Consider the following 23,563-nt stretch of genomic DNA (forward strand, 5'->3'; position numbering starts at 1 on the left):
TGCCGTTGCAATTAGTGTTTGCGAATCCGTTTTACCTGAACGCTTTGCGTTCGGTCGTCTTCAACAACCACAAAAAACGTACCGTCGGGAAGGTCGCTTACATCGACTACCGCTGAATAACTTTTTCCCTCTTTTTGTAACGTAGCCCTTCGTACAGTGCGCCCCTGCAAATCGGTGAGTTGAAAACTGGGAAGTTGAGGCAGCGTAGCGACTGTCCAGGAAATAGTCAGTTCTTTACTGGCCGGGTTCGGATACACACTCAGATTTTCTTCAGCGCTGGTCGGCTCGGTAGCCAGAATAGTGATCACCACTTCGCTGGAGGTAGCTACACCGCAGCCGTTCACATTGCCCTGCACCGAATAGCGTCCTGACTTTACTGCCGTATAACTGGCGGAGGTAGCCCCACTGATCGGAACGCCATCCAGCAGCCATTGTATAGTGGAAACCGCATTGGAGGTAAGCGTGATGCCGTTTGCCGTTACAATTGGGGCTTGGGGGGTATTGACCGCAACAGTGGTGACCGACGAACTTATGGGCAAACAGGTGTTGGCTACCCGTACCGTATAATTTCCGGCCGTAGCTGCCTGAAGCGTATTGCCCGTGGCGCCAGAAATGAGTTGGCCATTGCGATACCACTGGTAGGTTAGTCCGGTAGCATTCGTTGTCTGGAGAGTCAGGCTGGAACCCTGGCAAATGCTGGCCGAACCCGATGGACTGATGGAGGCCGTTGGATACGTACCTGTCGAAATGCCGACGGGCGTCCGTTGCGGGTTGGGGCAGTCGAGCGAACGGACTTTCAGGTTATAAAAATAATACCAGGAGGTAGTCAGGGTATCCGTTGAGGTACCGCTATTGAATAAAGCCCCTTTAAGCGTAACGATGGGCTGACCATTCTGTGCTTTGAGTTGGTAAGGAAGACCCGTAACCGCGCTATTGCTCCGAAAGATAGAGGCTCCACCCGAATACGAAATCGTGATCTTGTAATCGCCTGCTGCCGGAATGCGTAGGTTTAGGGGGTAAATGGCTCCTGGATCGTTGGGATCGTCGAGTAGGTTTCCATTGCTGGTTGTTGCGGTCAGACTTTGGTCGCGGGTGGGAGTTACGTCCAGGGTGACACTGGAAATGGTCGTATTGTCGTACTTACTGACGGTAAACGTAATCTGGCCCGCATCGCCAATGTAGAGCCGGGCACTTTCGATAAGTAGAGGTACGGCGGTCGAAATAAGTGGGGCGGGTGTATAGGCTCCGTAATACGTCCCTCCCCCAAATACCGATTTATTGGCAGGGCCGATGGTTGCCGAAAAATCGTTTAGAGCCGCATAAAATTGCCCGCCCGACGGGGCTTTCTGGGAAAAGGTCTGATTGCCGGCTGCCAGTAGATTGCCACCTATGGGCGTATCGTACCAGAAAGCGGTTCCCTCGCCTGAGTTTCGAAGCGAAATGAGTGTATCGGAGCCACATCGGGTGGCCGAAAAAATCCCATTGGTAGGCGCATTGCCCGTGGTTCGGGTTTCAACGATGCTATTGTTGGTCGTATTCTGATCGGTGCTCAAACTCGTGCTGATGGTAAATCGGTACGCTTGTCCGGCCAGCAGTGAGGCACTGGCGGGTTTGGTGAGGGTCAAAATACCATCCCGAAAAGCGGATAGTTTGGTGAGCGTTCCGGTCAGCGTAGTTACGTCGGTATTATTGGCGTCTGTAATTTTTACCGTAACGGGTACGTTGGTTTGATCGACAGAACCGTAATTGTGCAAACGGACGGTGATTGCCAGATCGGAAGTAGTCAGACCACAGAAATTGCCATCGGGCGACACCAGCGCGGTGGCACCAACGTCGTTAAGGGTTTGGATGATGTTTAGCGTATAGTCCTGCGTTTCGCCATTGCCATACGTGCCACAAGCCACCACACTGGCAGGGTTATCGGTTTCGGTTGCCACAATCCGCAACCGAATCGTCTGGCCGTTCTGAACGCTGCCTGGAATGATTACTGTAGAAGAAAACGGCTCTGAATTGGGTAAAACACCCGACGTCGCGATGGTTTCGCCCGCATCATCGAAGCTGCCATTCTGATTCCAGTCGGCAAAGGCTTTCACCACGACGTTTTTGATGCTTCCGCACGTACCCAGCGATATAATCAGGGGTATGGGCTGATTGGCCTGAACACTAGTACTGACCTGCGAAAAATCGGTATATGATGTACAGCCATCGGCTCCGGCCTGATTAATAGTTCCGAACTGGACCCGGCTGATTTTGGTGTCGGCGGTTGAGGACGGTTTCGATTCACAATACACCTTACCCCCAATGCCACTAACCAGCAGGGCGTAATCCTGCTTGCTTCCGTTTAATGTCCCTTTGTGCGAAATAACCAGCGTGTACGTTTTTCCGGGTATGGCATTGGTCAATACTACCTGCTCGATATTGTCGCGAATGTTATCGCCACGCGTAGCAGCATTGGCCGGGTTTTCGGGGTCCAACACCCAGGGTTGCCAGGTTGTGGACCCATCACTGACCCGAATATCGAGGTCATTGACCAGTTTGGGGGTTCGATTGTTCAACGAGGCCGTCGTTGTAGCGGCCGGGTCGTTCCAGCAGATGGTAGCAACCAACTGGCCCCGGCCCGATGCCGTTACCTGGATGGTATCGCGCTGGCCCTGATTGAGCGTGCGTTCACTAAGTAAGTGGTTCTGATTGGTGTTGCCTATGACCTGAGCCGCTTTCTCCATGTTCAAAAGTCCCCAGCCGTACTGGTAATCGGGGCCAGGCGATGTCCCCGCTTCGCTGGCCGTATGCAGCACCAGCCCCCGAAGCGTAGACGACCGCATGAATTTACCCGCGTTGAGCTGGTTGTAATATTCCTGAAGCAGCAGTACAGACCCCGACACGTTCGGCGTTGCCATCGAGGTCCCACTTAAGGTTACATAGGCGCTATCACTGCTGGAATTGGCCGATAACAGGTTAACACCAATTCCGACAATATCGGGCTTGATTCGGCCATCGTCGGTAGGCCCCCAGCTACTAAAATTTGCGAGTTTTACGTCCGTTGCCTGATTATAGCCGTATGTGAGGTCATTTACCGCTCCCACTGTCAGGATGTTTTTCGCTACACCATTGGTCGAAATCTGGTCATAACCGATTTGCCGATCGCGGGTTACGGTGCTGAGTTTGTTTCCGTGATTGACCAGGTAGTAGGATTGGCCACCGCCCGGATACCCATCGGCTCCGTGGTCGTTTCCTGCCGATTTTACAATCAGGTAATAAGGCGCAGCATTGGCAATCTGATCCCAGCTTCGGGCGCGGGAATCATACAGGCCGAATTTATAATCGAAAACCTGACTGACACTCGTATCGCCATACCACTGCCATTGGGTTGAACCTGTCAGATCGGGGTTGTATTGATACCCGGCCAGTGAGCCGTAGGAGTGATTGGAAACCAGCAGGTTTGCCGAAGCAGTTGTCATTTCCGATACATCACTCGAATAGTCCCAGGCCTGTAATTTAGCCCCGTATGCCATACCCCGCGCCAGTGGATTTACCCCGGCACCGATCATTGTCGTAGCTACGTGGGTCGGATGTTCTTCGTCGTCTACCGTTGTACTGGCCTTATCATTTTGCGTAATACGGCCTTTCAATTCAACGTGGCTGCCCAGTACCGCACCTCCATCCCAGATTCCCAACTTGTTTTGTACCGAAGCACTGCTTCCCGACAGGTTCAGTCCCAGGCTCCCTCCCGAATACAGTGACGACGTTTTGGTGCTGTTGGCAGCCTGTGTATTGCCTACGATGGTCGTACCCTGATAGAGTAAATTTCCAAAATCATCGACGCCGACCAGTTCAACGATCCGCCCATTGGAGCGTACTTCCCGAAGGGGTCTTCCCAGTTGCTTGGCCAGCGATACGGCCCGGTTATAACTGGCATCGTGGGCCTGCTGAATCTGTTGCCGAAGCTGGGTGATCTGCTGCCGTTGCGCTGACGAATACGGGATAGACTGAGCCGATGCAATAGACTGAATACCTGCCAGAAAAAAGACTGAAAGTAGCCTGTATGGGAAAGACCGTATAGAATGAATCATGAGCAAAAGGTCATCGGCAGACCACGGATGAAATACATGTATAGATACGAGAAATAAGTGACTAATGTTGCGGATGGCTTTCGAGCTGTCAGATTAATTTGTGTTAATCTATAAAGCCAAAGGCGTGTTGATAGAAATTATCTAGTGACCGAAAGCTATGACAGTTTGTCTAATTGGCCGAACGGCTAAATCCACATGAACCTTTCAAGAATCCTATTAGGCTTATTAGTGATCCTCAATGGTGGTATCAAAATCCAGCCTCCTGTTAGTCCTCTCCCTTTTTGTATTGCGGGTGAGTTCCGATTTGGAGACTTGACAATACCTTATCCAGCGACAGTAGGCCAGATTGCCAAAGCCTATCACATGAAGTTTGTAGGAGCGGGTAGCTTTCAAAAAGATACTATGCTTTTTCAAAAAAATTTCGGGCCTCCTATACACTTATATTTGCATCATGCAGGTATGCAACGGAAATTCGATAGTAGCCCCAATGAAGATCCCAAAGAGAGTTATGAGCAACCTATTTTAGAATATCGGTTTACTGTTGGGGAGAATGTTTACTCATTCGATAGTCTTCGAACAATGATTGAAAAAGAGGCTGGAAAAACATTTCGTGCGTTCCCTGCCGCTTCTTATTCAAGCCCTTCTTCACCCTGGCGACCATTATTGAAGGGGCGAACTTTGTTTGTTTATTCGTTGCGCATCAGTGAATGCATGGCTGTTAATTTAATGAATTTTCCTTCAACGATACCGGGGGCTAGACCTGATATTAAAACATACCCGTTTACGTCTGTCAATTTCATTCTTTATAAAACGGATAAGGAGATTGAGCAAATGTATGAATCGTTTGAGGCTCGGAATAAGGATTTACTTAGGCGAAGGGATTCATTGATGAAGAACTGATAGTTTGACTTTCTAACAAATCAGCCACATCGATAAGGTGTGGCTGACTTGTTTGTGAACGATTGGAAACTGGAGTCTCTATCAAAAGATTAAGATTAACATCATTTTAATAACTTGATGTTAAACCTTTGGTTTTCTGAGTAATCCTATAGGCTCAACTGTTTCGCATACAGATGGAATTATTCACAAAAAGCGGCCAGGATATGGCCCGGCTACGATACCTATATAGCCGGGCGGGGTTTGGCGCTACGCCAGCCGAGTTGGCGGAAGCGTCGCATAAATCGTTGCGCAAGGCGGTTCGTCAGTTGTTTAAGGACAGCGAGACTGTATCGGACCTTCAGGTTGTGGAACCGGACCAGAATGAGACTAAAAAGCAACTGAAAGGCATGTTTCAGAATGGGCAACTCGACCGGGATATGCTCAAGGAACGGATTCGGGAAAATGCCGAGAAAGTGCGTGACCTGAATCTGCAATGGCTCGATCATATGGCAACGGGTAAAGCCGCTCTGCGTGAGAAAATGGCGCTGTTCTGGCACGGTCATTTTGCCTGCCGGACCCAGGGTCGCAATCCGCTGTTTATGCAACAGTACGCCAACGTGCTCCGTCAGAATGCGCTCGGTCGGTTTGGCGATTTGCTGATGGCGGTTTCGAAATCTCCAGCCATGCTTCAGTTTCTGAATAACCAGCAAAACCGGAAGAATGCGCCCAACGAAAACTTCGCTCGTGAGGTGATGGAATTGTTTACGCTGGGACGCGGGAACTATTCGGAACACGACATCAAAGAAGCCGCCCGGGCGTTTACGGGCTGGCAATTCACCCCCGATGGTCAGTTTATTTTCCGTCAGCAGGTACACGACGAGGGAGACAAAACCATTTTCGGAAAATCGGGTAATTTCAAAGGGGAAGATGTCATTGCGATGCTGCTGGAGAATAAACAGACGGCCCGTTTCATTACGACTAAACTGTATCGATTCTTCGTCAACGAAACGGAAGATGCCAAGCGAGTCGATGAACTGACCGAGCAATTCTATAAAAGTGGTTACGACATTGCCGGACTGATGGAGACGATCTTCAACGCCGACTGGTTTTACGATCAAAAGAATGTTGGTGCCCATATCAAGTCGCCTGTAGAGTTACTGGCGGGCCTACGGCACACGCTGGGCGTACAGTTTGAGCAACCGCAGTCGCAGGTGTTTGTGCAGCGGACGCTGGGGCAAATTTTGTTTTACCCGCCCAACGTAGCGGGCTGGCCCGGTGGCAAAAACTGGATTGATTCATCGAGCCTGCTGTTTCGGATGCAGTTGCCCAGCTTCGTGCTGAAATCAGCCGAGGTGACGATACAGCCCAAAGATGAAGGTGATATAAATGCGCAACAGTTGGCCCGAAAAGGAGGAAATCGTTTTCAAACGAAAATCGACTGGACCGCTTTTGAAGCGGCCTTTGCCAAAACCCCCGACGCCGACCTAACCGATGCCATTGCGAGTACTTTGTTGCCCTTTCCGCTTCGTCCCGAACAACGCACCGTAGTCGAACACCAAATCAAACCCAGCCAGTCGCGTACCGACCGCATTCATACCCTCACCGCAGCGCTCATGAGCCTGCCAGAGTATCAGCTAACTTAATTTTGAATGATAGAGTGATTGAATGATTGAATAAGCTCACGCATGACATTTTATTCAATCATTCAATCACTCTATCATTCAATCATTGAACTTATGAACCGTCGAAACTTCCTTAAACAATCGGCTTTTACGACGGCGGGAACGATGTTGATCCCGCATTTTCTGAAAGCCTATGAAGCGCAGATGCTGGGTCAGCGACTCGCGTCGAACGGTAAAATTCTGGTGGTGGTACAGCTTTCGGGCGGCAATGATGGCCTGAATACAGTGGTACCCTATCGGAATGATATTTACTATCGTGAGCGGCCAACTATTGCCATCCGTCCCGAAAAAGTCCTGACCCTGAACGACGAAATCGGGCTACACCCGTCCATGACGCCGTTGAAAGCCCTCTATGACGAAGGTTTGGTAACGGTGATCAACAATGTCGGCTACCCAAACCCGGACCGCTCCCATTTTCGATCGATGGACATCTGGCAAACGGCCAGCGATTCTGATAAATACCTGCGAACGGGCTGGGTAGGTCGCTATCTGGATGCGGCTTGTGCTGGAAAAGCGCAGCAGCCGTTCCGCACCATCGAGGTAGATGATACGCTAAGCCTGGCCCTAAAAGGAGCTGAGTTGAACGGACTAGCGGTTCTGGACCCGAAGAAACTCTATAACCAGACCCGTAGTGGCCTGGTGACTGGGTTGGATAAAGAGCATAAGGCCACCAGTCAGGAGCCCGAATCGGTCGCTTATCTCTACAAAACCCTGGCCGAAACGGTATCGTCGGCAGAATATGTGTACGACAAAGCTAAAGTGCATACCACTACGGCATCGTATCCGGCCAGCGAGTTGGGAAATCGACTCAAGATTGTATCGCAACTGATTCAGTCAGATGTGGCAACGAGTGTATACTATGTGTCGATCAGTGGCTTCGATACACATATCAACCAACCGGGGCAGCAGGAGCGGCTACTGGGCCAATATGCTGAGGCCGTGGCCGCTTTCATAAATGATTTGAAATCGACTGGTCGGCAGAACGATGTATTGCTCATGACGTTCTCGGAGTTTGGGCGCCGGGTAAGGCAGAATGCCAGCAACGGCACCGACCACGGTACGGCCAACAATGTATTTCTGATCGGGGGCGGACTGCCTTCCAAGCGGGTTCTGAACGAAGCTCCTAACCTGACCAGGCTGGACGAAGGCGACCTGCGCTATTCGGTCGATTTTCGTCAAATCTACGCAACGCTCCTCCAAGACTACCTCGGTGCCGACGATGTGGCTATTCTGGGTCGTAAGTTCGATGGGATTAAGATTGTTTGAAGTTACGCGGAGTGAAGAGCGAAAGCGTGAATGAATGAAAAATAGCTTGAGTAGGTTTTCGCTCTTTACTCCGTGTAGCTCTGTGTAATAACCTCATTACTCAATTCACTTAGCAGTAGGTTTAGGCCGTTTTCGCATTTAGTAGGCAGTGCTAAACGCCTGAATGCTCTACTGTTCATGACCCAATCTGTTTCCCGTCGCCAAACCTTAGCTGCTCTGACCGCTACCGTTGGAGCCACCCTTACGCCAAAATCATCCGAAGTACTGGCTACGCCAACGGCACAATCGCCGTTTACGCTATGCCTGAACATGAGCACCATCCGAGGGCATAAGCTCGGGTTTGTGAAAGAGCTGGAAGTGGCGTCTAAAGCGGGCTTTCGTTCGGTCGAAATCTGGATTGAAACCTTACAGACCTATCTGAAAAGTGGGGCTAGTACGGCCGATGCCCGTAAAGTATTGAGCGATAACGGCATAAAGGCCGAGAATGCGATTGGCTTTGCCCCCTGGATTGTCGATAACGATGCCGATCGCGCTAAAGGGCTGGACCAGATGAAGCGCGAAATGGAGATGCTGGCCGAGGTTGGTTGCATGCGTGTGGCGACTCCGGCTATCGGTGCGCAAACACCCAATAGTCCCAAAATTGACCTGTACAAAGCCGCTGAGCGGTATCGGGCTATCCTCGAATTGAGTGATAAAACAAAGGTTATTCCGCAACTCGAACTGTGGGGCTTTTCGCCAAACCTGAGTCGCCTGGGCGAAGTCATGTTTGTTGCCATCGAAAGCGGCCATCCATCAGCTCGAGTACTGCTCGATATTTATCACCTCTACAAAGGTGGTTCAGGAAATGCGATGCTTCCGTTAGTTGGGAAATCCGCTATCGAAGTATTCCACGTAAACGACTATACAGCCGATTTTACGCGCGAAAAGATTACCGATGCCGACCGCGTATTCCCGGGCGATGGTGTAGCGCCGATTAAAGAAACGCTCCGGCTAATCAAACGTACCGATAAGCCTATTGTATTATCGCTGGAAGTCTTCAACAAGACCTACTATGCGCAGGAAGCCCAAACGGTGGCAAACACCGCTATGTCAAAAATGAAAGCGATGATAGCGGGAGTGTAATTAATACGCCCACGCCATCAATCCACCATCGACCGATATGGTCTGCCCTGTTACGTAGCCGGAGGCAGGCATGCTCAAAAACGACACTACCGACGCTACCTCTTCCGGCTCACCAATCCGATTCATGGGCGTTCGTTTCAGAATACCGCTAAGCTTTTCGGGGTTGGTCAGCACCGGCGTGGCTAATGGGGTTTTGATGTACCAGGGCGCTACAGCGTTGACCCGAATGCCATCAGGTGCCCATTCCACCGCCAGATTACGGGTCAATTGCAAAAGGGCGGCTTTGGTCATTCCGTAAAGGGAACCACTACTGGTATGCGCCAGGCCGGATACCGACGAAATAAAAATAACTTTCCCACTACCCGACGCTTTCAGGAGTGGATAAGCCGCCTGAGTAAGCTCGTAGGCAGAGCGGAGGTTGGTATTCAGAATATGATTGTACTCAGACGGGCTGTATTCGGCAGTAGGCTTGCGGATGTTGGTGCCAGCGTTGTTGACCAGAATATCCAGTCCACCCCAAACAGACTCCGCTTTTTCAATGACCTGTGAAGCAGTACCCGGCTGGCTTACATCAACAGCCATTCCATCTACTGTATGACCTTCCTGGCGATAGCGGGTTAATTGCTGCTGAAGTAAGTCAGAATTGCGGGCTACGATGAAAACCGAAGCGCCTAAATCTAAAAACTGCCGGACAATCGCTTCGCCGATGCCCTTAGTACCACCCGTTACAAGCGCACGCTGGCTTTTAAGCGACCAAAGAGGTTGATTCATATCATTTCAAGTTTGTAGTTCCGGGGTTCAATTGAGCTGCCAGAGCAGTTGAATCCCGGAATTACAAACTTGGAGCTTCAGCGGGTAAATTACAACTCTTCTTCGCCGTCAGGTACGGTTTGCCAGCGTTCCTGCTTCAGAAAATACAGGACGACGGCTACCGAGACGGCGGCTACCCCAGCGATCCAGATCATTCCCCACGGGCTCCAGTACGACCAGGTTTTCTGACTGATCAGGTGCAGAAACGCAATCATCATCAGCCCCAGACCTAAAGCACCAAATAGAGCATAGACCAACGTTCGGTTGTAGGACTGCCGCATGGCGTAAGCACCATAAGACTTGTTGCGAAACTGGAACAGAATATCATCCAGGCTGGCTTCAGCAAGTTGGTCATCGGCCAGCGTCAACTCGCGCTGGTAGATTTTGCGGAGTTTTTGAACCGAGTCGGCATTGGCTTCCATCAGTGTTTTATGCATAGCCGCTTCGAACGGAAGGCCAATCCACATATAGTGCTCAACTTCGCAGACCAGATGGTCGAGTAGTTCAGTAAACAGTTCGCCGGTAAGGCCACTTTGGAGCAGATAGGTATACAGGCGGTCAATTTGCTGGGGTGTAAGCTTTTCCATAAACGTAACAGGCTAAATCAATGGCCATAGGCTATTGATGGAGGGGTTTGAAATAGTTGCTGCATATAGTCGACGAAACGTTCAAACTCAGATATTTTCTGAAGGGCAACCTCATTACCACTGTCGGTCAGCGAGTAATATTTTCGAAGCCGTCCTTCTACTTCTACCGATTCGGTTATCAGCAGACCCTCCTGCTCCAGTTTATGCAAAACGGGGTAGAGCGCCCCAAAGGTTAGGGTGAGTTCGCCTTTGGTCCGTTCTTTTACGGCCTGTGTGATCTGATAACCGTACATTTTGTCCTGTTCGGAAAGGAGTTTTAGTACGATAGTCTTCAATGTTCCTCGTAGAAATTCACTACTGACGGGTTCCATATAACTGCTGGGAATGGCCTTGATTATAGGTACGAATATATGTAAGAAAATTAAATATACAAGTAAGAGTTTGTATTTATTGATGAGGTGACTTTCTTGGTGGCAGCCGGAATGAAATAGGAAAGGTAAATGGTAGAATACCGCCCATCCCGGCCTGTTTGGCAATCCTCGGTTTCGCTGTTATTTTTAACGTTTTTCAAGCTAATTTTCTCATGAACAAACGAACCGGGCTATTGGCTGGCCTGATCTTATCGACGAGTGTCGTGCTGGCCCAGAATAAGCCCAAACCGGAGGACGTTCAAACGTTCACGCTCAAAAATGGGATGAAATTTATGGTCCTGGAAGATCATTCGATTCCCAATGCCAATTTCTACACCTTCTGGCGAGTCGGCTCCCGCAATGAAGTGCATGGTATTACCGGCCTATCCCACTTTTTTGAACACATGATGTTCAACGGAGCTAAAAAGTACGGCCCCAAGCAGTTCGACCGGGTTATGGAAGCCAACGGGGGCTCTAATAATGCCTATACCACCGAAAATACCACCGTGTATACCGACTGGTTTCAAAGTGGCGCCCTCGAAACCATTTTTGATCTGGAATCGGATCGAATTCGTGATCTGGCCATCGATCCCAAAATGGTGGAGAGTGAGCGGGGCGTTGTCCTGTCGGAGCGGAGTACGGGGCTGGAAAACAGTAATTACCGGGTTATTAATGAATTGGTACAGTCGGTAGCGTTTGTCGAGCACCCGTATATGTTTCCGGTCATTGGCTTTGAATCGGATATTAAAAAGTGGACACAGGCCGACCTCGAAAAGTATTTTAAAACGTACTATTCGCCCAATAATGCGGTGGCAGTCGTAGTGGGCGATGTAACGGCGGCTCAGGTGAAAAAACTGGCTGAGCAATACATTGAACCCATTCCGGCCCAAAAACTGCCGGATAGCCTTCGGACCGTTGAGCCACCCCAGAATGGTGAACGCCGGGCCACAACCTACAAAGACATTGCTACGCCTAATATTCTGCTGGCCTATCATACACCGGCTACCCGCCATCCCGATTACTATGCGCTGGACCTGCTGAGTGGTGTGCTGAGTTCGGGCAATTCGTCGCGTCTGGTGAAGTCGCTGGTGCTCGATTCAACCATTGCTTCGCGGGTATTTTCCAACATGGACCAATCGTTCGACCCCAGCCTGTTTTCCATCTATGCCATTGCTGCCAATGGGATTTCGGCCGAACAACTGGAACGGTCGGTACTGCATCAGATCGATAAAGTTATCAGCGAAGGGATTACCGATATCGAACTTCAGAAGCTTAAGAATCAGAAGCTGATGGAGTTTTATCATACCATGGAAAGCATCAACGGAAAGGCCAATTCGCTGGGAACGTATGAATTGTATTTTGGTGACTACAAAAAACTGTACGAAGCGCCTTCGCTATACGAAAAAGTAACCAAAGAAGATGTGCAGCGCGTTGCCAAGACCTATCTCACCGCCCGGAATCGAACGGTAGGCTATTTACTGCCTGAACCCAAAACGAATCCGTCGAAAAATAACTAACCACCAATGAGACAACTATCTTTTGTATTGCTTGCCCTTCTGATGGCAGGTACGTCGTGGGCACAGACGTTCAAGGTGCCCCCTTATCAGAAATTCAAGCTAAAAAATGGACTGACTGTGTACCTGATGGAACAACATGAAGTCCCGTTGATCAATGTATCAGCCGTGTTCGAGGCAGGCGCTGTGCAGGATGGTAATCGGTATGGTCTGTCGAACATGACGGCCGAAGCACTCCTGTTTGGCAGTTCAAAATACACAAAAGCCCAACTGGAAGAAAAAGCTGAGTATGTAGGCGCTACCATCGATACGTATGCGGGTAAAGAGGTGGCCAAACTGTCGGCATCGTTTGCGGTAAAAGACCAGGATTTACTGTTCGATATTCTTCAGGATGTGATTACCAAACCGACGTTCGATCAGGCGGAGTTTGACAAGTATAAACAGCGCCAACTGCTGCAATTAACGCAACAGAAAGAAAGTCCGCGTGGCGTCGTCAATTCGTATTTCAATCGTTTTGTGTACGAAGGTCACCCGTATGCGAACCCGATTACCGGAACACCCACATCGGTTTCGGCTATTTCGGCGACCGATGCCCGGCAATTTTACCTGAAAAACTACACCACCGACCGGGCTGCCATTGCGGTAGTAGGCGATTTCGACACGCCTGCCATGAAAAAGCGCATCACGGAATTGTTTGGTAGCTGGAAAACGGCTGCGGCTACGTCGCCTAAGCTGAGCGAACCGACAATTGCCTCTGATAAAAGCCGGGTGCTGCTGGTGAATAAAGACGATGCCCGCGAAACTACGTTTTTGATCGGCGGAAAAGGCATTACGCAAAACAACCCCGATTTTATTCCGGTTACGGTGGTCAACACCATTCTGGGCGGACGGTTTACTTCCTGGCTGAATGACGCGCTACGGGTGAATTCGGGTCTTACCTACGGCGCGGGTAGCCGATTCGCAACTTTTCGGAACAGCGGTACTTTTGCTATTTCGACCTTTACCAAAGTTAGTACCACTACGCAGGCTATCGACATGGCGTTGATGGTTCTGGACAGCCTACATAAGACGGGTATTGATGAAAAAACACTTTCGTCGGCCAAAAACTACGTCAAAGCCGACTTTCCACCCCGGTACGAATCGGCATCTGAACTAGCCAATCTATTGACCGATATGTTCAGCCTGGGCTTCGATGAGTCGTTCATCAACAATTTTCAGAAGAACGTCGACGGACTGACCGTAGCCAAAACCCGCCAGATTATCGATCAATATTTCCCGAAAAATAACCTTCAGTTTGTATTGATTGGTAAAGCCGATGCTATCCGCGATAAGGTGAAAAAGTACGGAGCGATTACCGAGAAAGAAATCAAGGCCGACGGGTTTTGATCACCATTAGCTACAGAGGCACGGAGTACACAGAGTGAGATTTCTTTGTGTACTCCGTGCCTCTGTGTTTAAATTCCTGTACCTTTGCCCTGAGTTTTCGGTGCCTGATGTCGTTTCGTGGCGACTTTCAAGGCTTAAAAGGGAAGCTGGTGAAATACCAGCGCTGTCCCCGCAACTGTAAGTCTCTCATACAAGTCGATTCATACTACGTGGCCACTGCGCTGATAATCAGCGTGGGAAGGTTCGAATCGATGAGACGAGCCAGGAGACCTGCCGATGACCATCCGCTGTTCTGGTGTTCGGAGGAAACACCCTGGCCGCGTGCTGATTGTGCACACTTGATTTAGGTATTTTGAAAACACAGGCCCTTCGCTGCTGGGTATTGGGGGTGTTTGTCGGCTGTATAGCCAGACAGCCAGCCGCTGCGCAAGCCGATTCAGACACGACGAATCGATTGACGAATACAGTATCGCTTTCAGCGGTGACTGTGCGGGCTATTGCGCCTGAACGGTTCCTGGCCGGACAGAAAATTCAGCGTATCGATTCCACAACCTTGCTTCAATTTCGGTTTGCGTCGCTCACGGATGTGTTGGCACTGAATACGCCATTGGCATTTAAAAACTACGGTCCCGGACAACTGGCAACGGTATCGTTTCGGGGCACATCGGCCAATCATACGGCCGTACTCTGGAATGGTATCAATATTAATCAGCCTAATCTGGGGCTAACTGATTTTTCGACGCTGCCCGTTGCCGGTTTTGATCGATTGGCCGTCCAGTACGGTTCTGCCTCCAGTGCGGTCGGTTCCGATGCGGTAGGGGGAAGTATTTTGCTGGGAAATAGTCCCAGTTGGCAACCAGGGATTCGGCTGACCGCTGGCCAGCAGATTGCCAGCTTTCGGAACAATCAGACGCAGCTTGGAGCGCAGTACGCATCGCCTTTAGGTGCCAACTGGAAACTGTCAGGTAAGTCGTTAATTTATCGCTCACAGCTCAACAACACCTATCCGTATACCGAACGACAGAACTATTTTCTGGAGCCATCGACAACCGCACAGCGCGGACTTAGTCAGGATTTGTATTTCCTGCACAGGAATGGTCGACAGGTGTCGGTTCATGTCTGGCTCACCGACAACGATCTGATTCAGTCGCCACAGGATACCCTTGCCCGCGAGCGAACCCAGACACAATCGGCCCGATGGCTGGCTACATACGAAGCGGATCGAACCACTATTCGACTTGGCTGGATTCGCGATGTACTGGATTATGCGAAAGGCAATATAAACAATCCTAGCCACACGCAAACCGACCGATTCATTAGCCGGGTTGAACGGGAGTTTGCTTTCAAATCGACGCAAAATTACCAGTTAACCCTTCGGGCCGGGGGCGAATGGTCGCATTACTGGACCCGCACGGATGGCTATGGGGGTCTGTTGATCGAGGAAGATCGGGCCGATCTGTATGCCCTGTTTCGTTTCCAGACGACGCGATGGCTGCTATCGGCCAATGTTCGGCAGGCGTTTGTGACACGGTTCAATCCACCGCTTACGCCATCATTGGGGGCTGAATATCAGCTTTTACAGCACAAGCGCTTTACGCTTACGGGTAAAGGAGCCATAAGCCGGAGTTTCCGCGTACCAACCTTGAATGAACGATACTGGGTTGGTTTAGGTAATCCAGACCTTCTGCCCGAAGACGGCCTTAATCTGGAAGCAGGCCTGGCCACAGCAGGCGCTTTGTCGGAGCATCTGAACCTGATGGCGGAGCTGACGGCGTATCGGAATCGGGTAAACAACTGGACCTACTGGAATCCGGCGGTAAATTACCACGTCGAAAATCTGCAACTGGTTGTGGCGCGGGGACTTGAAGTGACTACGGGCTTGACCTATAGGCAAACAGCCTGGAAAGCGGGCATACGGATAAGTTATGCCTTTACACGTTCGTCGCAGGAGCGGGCATATGATACGTATTCGCAGGATATACTTGGTAAGCAACTCGTATATGTGCCCATGCATTCGGGTACACTGAATGCCTATATACAGCGGGGTCAAACGCGGCTAAGTGTGCAAATGCAGGCTAATTCACGTCGGTATACCACCTTCGACAATAGCCAGTTCTTCAAAGGGACACTGTTAACCAATGTACTGTTGGAGCATACGGTCAACTGGCGGTTTATGCCTGTTCGGATACAGGGCCAGGTGAATAATGTGTTCGATACACTGGTGCTGGGCGTAAAGCGGAATGCGCTGCCCGGCCGAAATGGAGCCATCAATCTGATTATTAATTTTCCTTCTCATATACAATGAAAAAGCAATGGACCAAATCAATGGTAGTTGGGCTGGTAGCCCTGAGTGTCTGGAACTGTAAGACATCAGATCCCGAACCAACTCCCTATGAATCAGGGGTCTTTATTCTCAACGCAGGTAACTTTTCCAGTAATAACGGGAGTGTTTCGTTCTTATCACGTACGAGTCAGACTGTTGCGACCAATATTTTTCAGACAGCCAATCCATCACTGGTACTGAGTGGAGGGGTACAGGGATACACCGAAGTCAATGGGAAAGGGTTGATTCTGGTCGACAACAATACGGCAGGGCAGGATAAGGTTGAGATTGTCGACTATGCGACCTTCAAATCGCTGACTACGTTAAAATCACCAGACATTGAAAATCCTCGTCAGGTTATTCAGGTTGGTCCCAATAAAGCCTATATAAGTTGCTGGGATGTATCGGGCGATTTCAGTGCGGGGACATTCTATAAAGATCCGGGGTATATCGCCGTGGTCGATTTGAACACCCGCACTGTCACGAAGAAAATTCCGGCGGTCAAAGGTGTGGAAAATATGGTGGTTGCTGGAACAGAAGTGTTTGTTGGAAGTAATGCATATAGCGGAAGCAATACGCTGATGGTCATTGATTTGGCTACTGATGCCGTCAAGGAGCGCATTGATTTTGGATCGACACCCGAACCTATCGCGCTTGACGCCAACAACAAGCTGTGGATTAAGGCGGGTAAAGATCTGGTACGGGTAAATCCTGCCACTCGATTTGTGGAGCAGCGGCTAACCTTTTCGGCCACACCGGGTTCGGTCGTGATTAGCACCGACAAACAGGCCTTTTACTATACGTTGAGTGGCAAAACCTATCAGATTTCGATTAATGCTACGAATGCTACAGGAAATGTTCTGATTCCCCGGTCGTTCAGTACACTAGGGGTAGATCCCCAAACGAAGCGAATTTACGGTACTCAAAATCCTCTTCTGTATACGCAGGCGGGTTACGTGATACGCTATGAATCATCGGGCGCACTGGTCGATTCCGTAAAGGCTGAAATTGCACCTTCGGGCTTCTACTTCCGATGAGTCGACAGCGGGCAATCATGAATTGGAGCGGAGGTAAAGATTCGGCACTGGCGCTGTATCATAGCCTCCGCTCTGGAGAGTGGGCCATAGAAGGACTGCTTACATCGGTCAATGAACGATATGGTCGGGTAAGTATGCATGGGGTTCGGGTCGGGCTCCTGGAGTTGCAGGCCGAGCGTCTGGGGTTGCCCTTGCATACGTTACAGTTGCCAGAAACCGTTTCGATGGACGAATACAACACCCGGATGTATGACGTTTTGCAACCGTTGCATCGGCAGGGGGTTACGCATGCCATCTTCGGCGATATTTTTCTGGAAGATTTGCGCAACTACCGGGAAGGCCAACTGGCAAAGGCAAATCTGACAGGCGCATTTCCACTCTGGAAACGGAAATCAACTGATCTTGTTCGCGAGTTTGTTGAGCTGGGATTCCGGGCCGTTCTGGTCTGTATCAATGAAACCTGCCTGCCTGCCGAGTTTCTGGGTAGGGAGTTGGACATGGACTTGCTGAACGACTTGCCAAAACAGGTTGACCCCTGCGGAGAAAACGGTGAATACCATTCGTTTGTGTACGACGGCCCTATTTTTTCAGAGCCTATTTCGTTTCAAAAAGGCGAAGTTGTCCGGCGAACGTACCTACCTTCCGCTACTGCTGACCGGGCCTGGGATAATGAGTTTTGGTATCTGGATCTTTCGCTGGTTTAGTGTCTATCGTGGAAAGGTGTGGCTTGGTAGTTTACGAATGCCAATAGGCGGTTAACAGAGATGCGGTTGCTGGCAGAAGCGGTAAATGCGTTCCCGGCTACGCTTTAGCCGCATTTTAACCGCACTAGGTTTTATGTTGTAGGTGTGGGCAATGTCGTCAATGGTCCTGCCTTCTTCGTACTTCATCCGTAGGATCGACTGCTCGTCCGTCGAAAGGGTTTCCAGGGCCTGCCTGACCAATTGGAGTTTTTCTTCCTGTATATGATTGTCTTTTGTATCGATCATGGATTGTTCATGATCTTCAGTAATAGACGTAACATTCATCCGCTTCGATAGGCGTATCTGATCGGCGCAGTGGTTGAAGGCAATGGAATAGAGCCAAGTGGAGAAGGTGGATCGTTCCTGAAAGGCATTGAGCTTGGTAAATGCTTTCAGGAAAATATCATGGGTAAAATCTTCGGCTTGCTCAGAATGTCTGGTCATTTGAAGACATTGCTGATACACTTTGCCAACATAACGATTATATAAAGTTTCAAAACAGTGGTCGGGTTGATTGAGTAGGTGGACCCGAATCATTTCTTCATCGGATAAAGAGTTTTTCATAGGATAATAGACAAGTAGTAGTTACATTTTAGGAAATAAATTTCAAAATAATATTAATTTTTGTTTTTGTTTTTTTGAATCGGTATATTATATCGATTATAATTTATTAAACGGTTTTGTGAACTGGTTAATAAGTTAATAGCGTGGTTTGTAATCAATTCAACGCGTTCTGCCCCATTTGTCTTGCGATAAATTGCAGACTACGGGCTTGCCTATCGGGCGTACGGGCGTCAAAAGCCAGTTTTTCAACGCTTGATTGAGGAAGTATCCAGCCTTGCATATCTGGGTTCCATTCACTGGAGCAACGCATAATCTCCTCAAAATCAGCTTCGCTCCATTTTTCGAGTGCATACAATTCTGCCAGTCGTTTTTGTTGATAATGAAGGATTTGAGTTACTTCTTTAGGAATTGACTGATTCATTTTCATAGCACATTTATACCCTTGTCCTGAAAAGGCACAAGCAAATCCAACGCCAAACAGATATACGTCTGATTGTTAGTTGCCTATTCTTTAGCCTGGAACAAGCCTATCAAAAAACAGGCCACCACCCAGCCGATGAACATGTAAGACTGATGAAGCCCAAAAAGTAACATGTAGGAGAAAGTGATAAATGAAAGCTCTTTCTCGACTCAATCAAGGCTTACATCGGCTGTTGTCGTGCATGATTATAGGTAGGGTTTGGTGAGGGTGTTGATGAAGAACAAATACTTCAGAGTAGGTTAGTGGACTATGTATACTAACGGATTTAACCTGCCTGTTATCGTGTGAATACAACTCATTATGTATTCTGGGTGGCATTTTGTAGGGTAAGGGTCCAATTTGGGTACGCATTAATCGCTTAAGTGCTTGTAGGAATGTTACCTGGAAAAATATACAGACTGGTGATCGCGCTATGTATACTAGCCAGTTTCTTAGTGGGCTTTATACTATACTGCGGATTCCTCATCCATTGGGTACAGGCTATTTTATATAACGATAGTGACCATTTGTCCATTCAGTTTGTTACAGAAACGCTCTTTCTGATACTATACACGGTTTTGGGTATACGGTTCTGCCGACGGAAGATCGATGGTTTTAGCTGATGAATAGCCCAGATCAGTATCCCTTCACCAATATGATCGCTGCCCTCCTCTGAAGGAATCGTTCATTTCGGTGTACGATCAGCCAGGATTTTAGGATAAATACAGGGCGTTCTGAATGGGCTATATGAGCCCAGTTGAGGCTGAGCGGGGAAAAACTGTATTTTATAGTATGTGTCTGATTATAAAATCTTTAGCTAGGTATTTTTAGTCTTGTTTAGCTGATTTCGCTCAGACGGGCTTACCACTTAATATATTTTTAGTATCCAACTTAAGCGCTTGTCGTCATAGTCTCACTATTTACAAAAACCCATAAATGCAATGAAAGGTAATTCACATGTAGCGCACAGATTCTTTTTAGATGAATACGTTATTGACAGACGAGGAAATGATTCGGCAATACCTAGGTAGCCACCCTCAGAAGTGCTTCGAAACGCTTTATGGCCGTTATGTAAACAAAGTATATAGACGTTGCTTGTCTATGACCAAAAGTACTGAGCAGGCCGAAGATTTTACCCATGATATTTTCCTGAAAGCATTTACCAAGCTCAATGCCTTTCAGGAACGATCCACCTTCTCCACATGGCTCTATTCCATTGCCTTCAACCACTGCGCCGATCAGATACGTGTCGGCAAACGGTTTGTCGCTTCTTCTGCGGAAGAGAGTTTAAGGCATGACATTGCCGACGAACAGGAGTCGGTGTCTCATGAAGAAGCCGTTGTATTTGTAAAGCAGGCAATGGCAACCCTATCGGCTACAGAACAAGCCTTGCTGCAGCTAAAATATGAACAGGATATGAGCATTGATGAAATTGCCCGAATTTATCAGTTGACGCCCAGTGCCGTTAAAATGCGCCTGAAACGAAGTCGGGATAAAATCTACCAACTGTATCAGCGGCAATCAGCTTGAAGCTGCCTGCTCTTCAACCTGCTGTTGGCGAACCTGCTGGCCGATAGGTACGTATTCAATTTCGCAGGGATAGCCGAATAAACAGTTGGCTTTGATTTGTTCGGCTACCCGCTCCGGTACCATAGCCTCCCAACCATCTTCACCTTGCTGAATCATTTCCAGCACATGGTCGGTGGAGATGTGCAGGTGCTGTTCTTTATAATCGGTTATATCCTCGATCTTATCATTGCGGACCAGATACTGGAATAAAGGTTCCAGCGTAGGAGGGAGCTTAAACTCGTTGCAGGTGTAAATGGCTCCTTCCTTAAGCGTTGGATAAACGAAAAGCTTCACTTTCCGACTGAACAATGTGGCAAAAGACTCCAGAATACCACCCGGCAGAAATTCGTAGTGGCTTTCCTCGAAAATGTACTCCAGGTTGGGAATCCCAATAACCAGACCAATTTTTAATCGGGTCAGGCGGGCCAGATACGCTACCAGTTTATAATATTCCAGGTAATTGGAAATCATAACCGCCTGACCCATAGAACATAGGATGTCAACGCGATCCAGGAAGTCTTTCTCGTCGATGCCCTGTTCGTTTGCCTTTAGGTTGTGCAATGTCAGCTCGGCTAAAGAAACAACACGGTTTTCGTCTACATCGGGCTCATCCTTAAACTGCTTTAACCCATTTTCGATCATGTCTAACTGCACGTTCGTCAGAGGGCGCAGGCGTCCCCGCATTACGAGGATGTGTTTTTTATAAAGCGCTTCCGAAGGCTGCAATACCTGTCCATCCGGCCCGAACAAAGCGGCATCGGTAAAGCCATTTTTGACCAGATGCAAACTCATTAACCGATTATCAACCTCCATAAAGTCGGGGCCGCTAAATCGGATCATGTCAATCTGAATTCGTTCGGGAGCCAGATCGTCCATCAGCGACAGAACAAGCGTTTCGGGCGATTTGGCGTAGTAGTAGCACCCATAAATCAGGTTTACGCCAATAACACCCAGCGCCTGCTGTTGCAAGATATTTTCATTGTCGAGCATTCGGACGTGGATGATCACGTCGTTATACCCTGACTGAGGGTTTAGCTGAAACCGACAGCCAATCCAGCCGTGTGCCTCATTCGTTTTCTGATAATTAAGCGCAACAACGGTATTGGCAAAGGCAAAGAACGTAGTGTCGGGGCCCCGTTTTTCGGCCAGTCGCTTTTCAAGTAAGCTATACTCTTTGTTGAGCATTTTAACCAGTCGCGACTCCACTACATACCGGCCACTTTCTTCTACGCCATAAATGGAGTCACTAAATGTCATGTCATAAGCCGACATGGTTTTGGCAATGGTTCCCGATGATCCACCGGCCTTAAAAAACATAGCTGCCGTTTCCTGGCCTGCGCCAATTTCGGCAAACGATCCATAGATGCGACGATCAAGATTGATTCGTAATGCTTTCTGTTTGGTCCCTATATTCTTCTCGTACATGGTATTGTAGCGAATTGGCTGATGATAAAGTTACAGGATAAAACAGCAAAAGCAGCCCTGGAAGCCGCTTTTGCTGTAAAATAATCCAATTTTAACCGTTTTCAACAGCAGCTTTTTTCATAAGAAATTATGTCGATAGAAGCCTATCTGACTATAACTAAAAAACATCCTGCAATTGTACTATTGCTGACTTAGGATGTCCGTAACAAACATATTCCCTCCGCCAGCTTTACTGTCGATGGACGAGCCAATAGGGGCAACTTCGCTGTCGGTCGATGCGGCCCGGCGAGCCATACGCGTACCCGTTATCTGGAAAATAGCTTCGCCCAGCAAGGGTTCTGTCAGATCGCCCAACGCTTTCCAGTTATTTTTGCGAGGGTCGGGCTCCGTTACTCGTACGGTTGGTGTGAACCCTCCGGCATAATCCGTAAAACCCTGCGCATTGGCCGATTTAAAGGTAATGGGCTGAATCCCCCATTTGATCTGGCCTGATTTATCGGAAATGGTAATCGACCCTACGTTTTTACCCACCGTTGTGGTCCCAATTGTATTGACTGTCATAAACGGTTTCAGCCCATTGATTACCAACTCGCTGGCTGAGGCCGTACTTCCGGTGGTCAGAATGAATACTCGGCTCAGGTTCGCGCCAATAGCAGTTGACTTGGTTAAAAAGTTTTGATTGTTCCAACCCTTACCGTATGTCTTGTCGTTCTCGTCGGTAACGATGCTGTTCCATTTCTGGGTGTAGTATACTTTCGATGCATCGATATTTTTACCGATCAGGCTCGCCAGATTAGTGGATGAACTAACATAACCGCCCCGGTTATATCGCAGATCAAGAACCAGTTCGTTAACGCCCTTTTGCTTGAATTTGCCAAAGATCGACTCCATTTTAAGATCGTATGTATTGTCGGAGGTGCCATCAGCTTTGTTGATGCCCTTAACGAACTGATTGTAAACAACATAGCCAATCGTCTTATTGCCTATGGTATAGGTAGTATCGAGCAGAAAAGGATCTGACTGAAACACAACGGCATTGATCTGTTTGGTCTGGTCACTATCGGTCAGGTTACCATTTACAAACGTAGCAAACCCAAATACATATGAATCGGCATTACTGGAAAGCAGCGTTTGGTAGTTGGTCCCTGTCAGCGACTCTCCGTTCACTTTTGAAATTACATCGCCCCGTTTGATGCCTGCCTTCGCAGCGGGCGAACCCGGTTGTACGTAAAGCACCACAGCAATGACACCTGTGTTCGATGCATCCCGATAATACAGACTATATTCCATCCCGGTCGTTTTCGACTGTCCATTCAGCGAGGCTTTCAAATCGTCAGCACTTTGCTGAATCCAGGAGAACCGATCCCTGTCGGTATTAGCCGTATTGTTTCGGTCGTATAGAAGGGTTAGAAAATATTTATCGGGCGTTAACGAGGTATCGGTCGTAGCCGGGATTTTGTCATTCCAGAAGTAATAATGCTGCATGTTTGCCAGTACCCAACTGTTTACCTCACCATTGCCAATGGCTGCCGATGATGTAATGATCGATGGTGTCACCTCTGTATTTTTTTTACAGGAGGTCACCAAAAACGCGCCAGCAACCAGCCAAAGAAGTGCCGCTCGCCCGATGGGAAATACATTCATAAAGATGTGTTGATGCATTGTTTAGGTTCTTAGTATTTAACGAAAATTATGCCTAAATGATTTACTGAAAGC

The 23,563-nt window shown here is 48.7% G+C and carries 18 protein-coding genes and 1 riboswitch; of the genes, 10 read left to right on the plus strand and 8 right to left on the minus strand.

The features are described from left to right. Positions 1 to 11 precede the first annotated feature (11 nt). A complete protein-coding gene (locus tag B153_RS0114540) occupies positions 12 to 4,070 on the minus strand; it encodes a S8 family serine peptidase (protein ID WP_020597460.1) in 4,059 nt (1,352 codons plus the stop codon). Positions 4,071 to 4,265: 195 nt separating this feature from the next. Here B153_RS0114540 and B153_RS0114545 point away from each other — a divergent pair, with 195 nt between their 5' ends. The 4 genes from B153_RS0114545 (at position 4,266) to B153_RS0114560 (ending at position 9,019) form a co-directional block, all read left to right on the plus strand. After that, a complete protein-coding gene (locus B153_RS0114545) occupies positions 4,266 to 4,970 on the plus strand; it encodes a hypothetical protein (protein WP_020597461.1) in 705 nt (234 codons plus the stop codon). Between the two features lie 173 nt (positions 4,971 to 5,143). Next, on the plus strand, positions 5,144 to 6,592 hold the full coding sequence (locus tag B153_RS0114550) for a DUF1800 domain-containing protein (protein WP_020597462.1): 1,449 nt from the start codon (positions 5,144 to 5,146) through the stop codon (positions 6,590 to 6,592). 93 nt (positions 6,593 to 6,685) lie between these two features. Next, a complete protein-coding gene (locus tag B153_RS0114555; protein ID WP_020597463.1) occupies positions 6,686 to 7,897 on the plus strand; it encodes a DUF1501 domain-containing protein in 1,212 nt (403 codons plus the stop codon). Positions 7,898 to 8,074: 177 nt separating this feature from the next. Continuing rightward, positions 8,075 to 9,019, plus strand: coding sequence for a sugar phosphate isomerase/epimerase family protein (locus B153_RS0114560; RefSeq protein WP_020597464.1), 945 nt, complete (start codon positions 8,075 to 8,077; stop codon positions 9,017 to 9,019). Here the strand turns inward: B153_RS0114560 and B153_RS0114565 are convergent, their stop codons facing one another. From B153_RS0114565 to B153_RS0114575, 3 genes are all read right to left on the minus strand, one after another. Beyond that, on the minus strand, positions 9,020 to 9,790 hold the full coding sequence (locus tag B153_RS0114565; protein ID WP_020597465.1) for an SDR family oxidoreductase: 771 nt from the start codon (positions 9,788 to 9,790) through the stop codon (positions 9,020 to 9,022). Between the two features lie 89 nt (positions 9,791 to 9,879). Continuing rightward, positions 9,880 to 10,416: a hypothetical protein gene (locus B153_RS0114570; protein WP_020597466.1), complete on the minus strand. Its 537-nt coding sequence runs from the start codon at positions 10,414 to 10,416 to the stop codon at positions 9,880 to 9,882. A 17-nt stretch (positions 10,417 to 10,433) separates the two neighbouring features. Then, on the minus strand, positions 10,434 to 10,787 hold the full coding sequence (locus B153_RS0114575) for a PadR family transcriptional regulator (protein WP_020597467.1): 354 nt from the start codon (positions 10,785 to 10,787) through the stop codon (positions 10,434 to 10,436). A gap of 212 nt (positions 10,788 to 10,999) precedes the next feature. Here B153_RS0114575 and B153_RS0114580 point away from each other — a divergent pair, with 212 nt between their 5' ends. The 5 genes from B153_RS0114580 (at position 11,000) to B153_RS0114600 (ending at position 17,790) form a co-directional block, all read left to right on the plus strand. Beyond that, positions 11,000 to 12,343, plus strand: coding sequence for a M16 family metallopeptidase (locus B153_RS0114580; RefSeq protein WP_040761489.1), 1,344 nt, complete (start codon positions 11,000 to 11,002; stop codon positions 12,341 to 12,343). A 6-nt stretch (positions 12,344 to 12,349) separates the two neighbouring features. Continuing rightward, positions 12,350 to 13,726, plus strand: a complete 1,377-nt coding sequence (locus B153_RS0114585; protein ID WP_020597469.1) for a M16 family metallopeptidase — start codon at positions 12,350 to 12,352, stop codon at positions 13,724 to 13,726. 81 nt (positions 13,727 to 13,807) lie between these two features. Beyond that, positions 13,808 to 14,018, plus strand: a riboswitch (cobalamin riboswitch). Between the two features lie 60 nt (positions 14,019 to 14,078). Next, positions 14,079 to 16,031 (plus strand): TonB-dependent receptor plug domain-containing protein, encoded by a 1,953-nt coding sequence (locus tag B153_RS0114590; protein ID WP_245564890.1) that lies wholly within the window; start codon positions 14,079 to 14,081, stop codon positions 16,029 to 16,031. Beyond that, positions 16,028 to 17,086 carry a YncE family protein gene (locus B153_RS0114595; protein ID WP_020597471.1) on the plus strand — a complete coding sequence of 353 codons (1,059 nt, stop codon included), beginning with the start codon at positions 16,028 to 16,030 and terminating at the stop codon, positions 17,084 to 17,086. The genes B153_RS0114590 and B153_RS0114595 overlap by 4 nt, the downstream gene beginning before the upstream one ends. Beyond that, entirely contained in the window at positions 17,083 to 17,790 is a 708-nt protein-coding gene (locus B153_RS0114600) for a Dph6-related ATP pyrophosphatase (RefSeq protein ID WP_020597472.1), read from the plus strand. Before B153_RS0114595 ends, B153_RS0114600 begins: the two co-directional genes overlap by 4 nt. A gap of 51 nt (positions 17,791 to 17,841) precedes the next feature. On the opposite strand, the gene B153_RS0114605 is transcribed toward B153_RS0114600, so the two are convergent. Next, positions 17,842 to 18,393 (minus strand): RNA polymerase sigma factor, encoded by a 552-nt coding sequence (locus B153_RS0114605; protein ID WP_020597473.1) that lies wholly within the window; start codon positions 18,391 to 18,393, stop codon positions 17,842 to 17,844. Between the two features lie 154 nt (positions 18,394 to 18,547). Further along, positions 18,548 to 18,814, minus strand: coding sequence for a hypothetical protein (locus B153_RS0114610; RefSeq protein WP_157634698.1), 267 nt, complete (start codon positions 18,812 to 18,814; stop codon positions 18,548 to 18,550). A 1,140-nt stretch (positions 18,815 to 19,954) separates the two neighbouring features. Here B153_RS0114610 and B153_RS35225 point away from each other — a divergent pair. After that, positions 19,955 to 20,383 carry an RNA polymerase sigma factor gene (locus tag B153_RS35225; protein ID WP_020597475.1) on the plus strand — a complete coding sequence of 143 codons (429 nt, stop codon included), beginning with the start codon at positions 19,955 to 19,957 and terminating at the stop codon, positions 20,381 to 20,383. On the opposite strand, the gene B153_RS0114620 is transcribed toward B153_RS35225, so the two are convergent. Further along, the gene (locus B153_RS0114620) at positions 20,375 to 21,847 is read right to left on the minus strand and encodes a BCNT domain-containing protein (protein ID WP_020597476.1); all 1,473 of its coding nucleotides are present in this window, start codon (positions 21,845 to 21,847) and stop codon (positions 20,375 to 20,377) included. The two genes, B153_RS35225 and B153_RS0114620, sit on opposite strands and share 9 nt — an antisense overlap. 180 nt (positions 21,848 to 22,027) lie before the next feature. Further along, positions 22,028 to 23,491 carry a S41 family peptidase gene (locus B153_RS0114625; RefSeq protein WP_020597477.1) on the minus strand — a complete coding sequence of 488 codons (1,464 nt, stop codon included), beginning with the start codon at positions 23,489 to 23,491 and terminating at the stop codon, positions 22,028 to 22,030. Positions 23,492 to 23,563 lie beyond the last annotated feature (72 nt).

Source organism: Spirosoma panaciterrae DSM 21099 (assembly GCF_000374025.1).
Lineage (GTDB): Bacteria > Bacteroidota > Bacteroidia > Cytophagales > Spirosomataceae > Spirosoma > Spirosoma panaciterrae.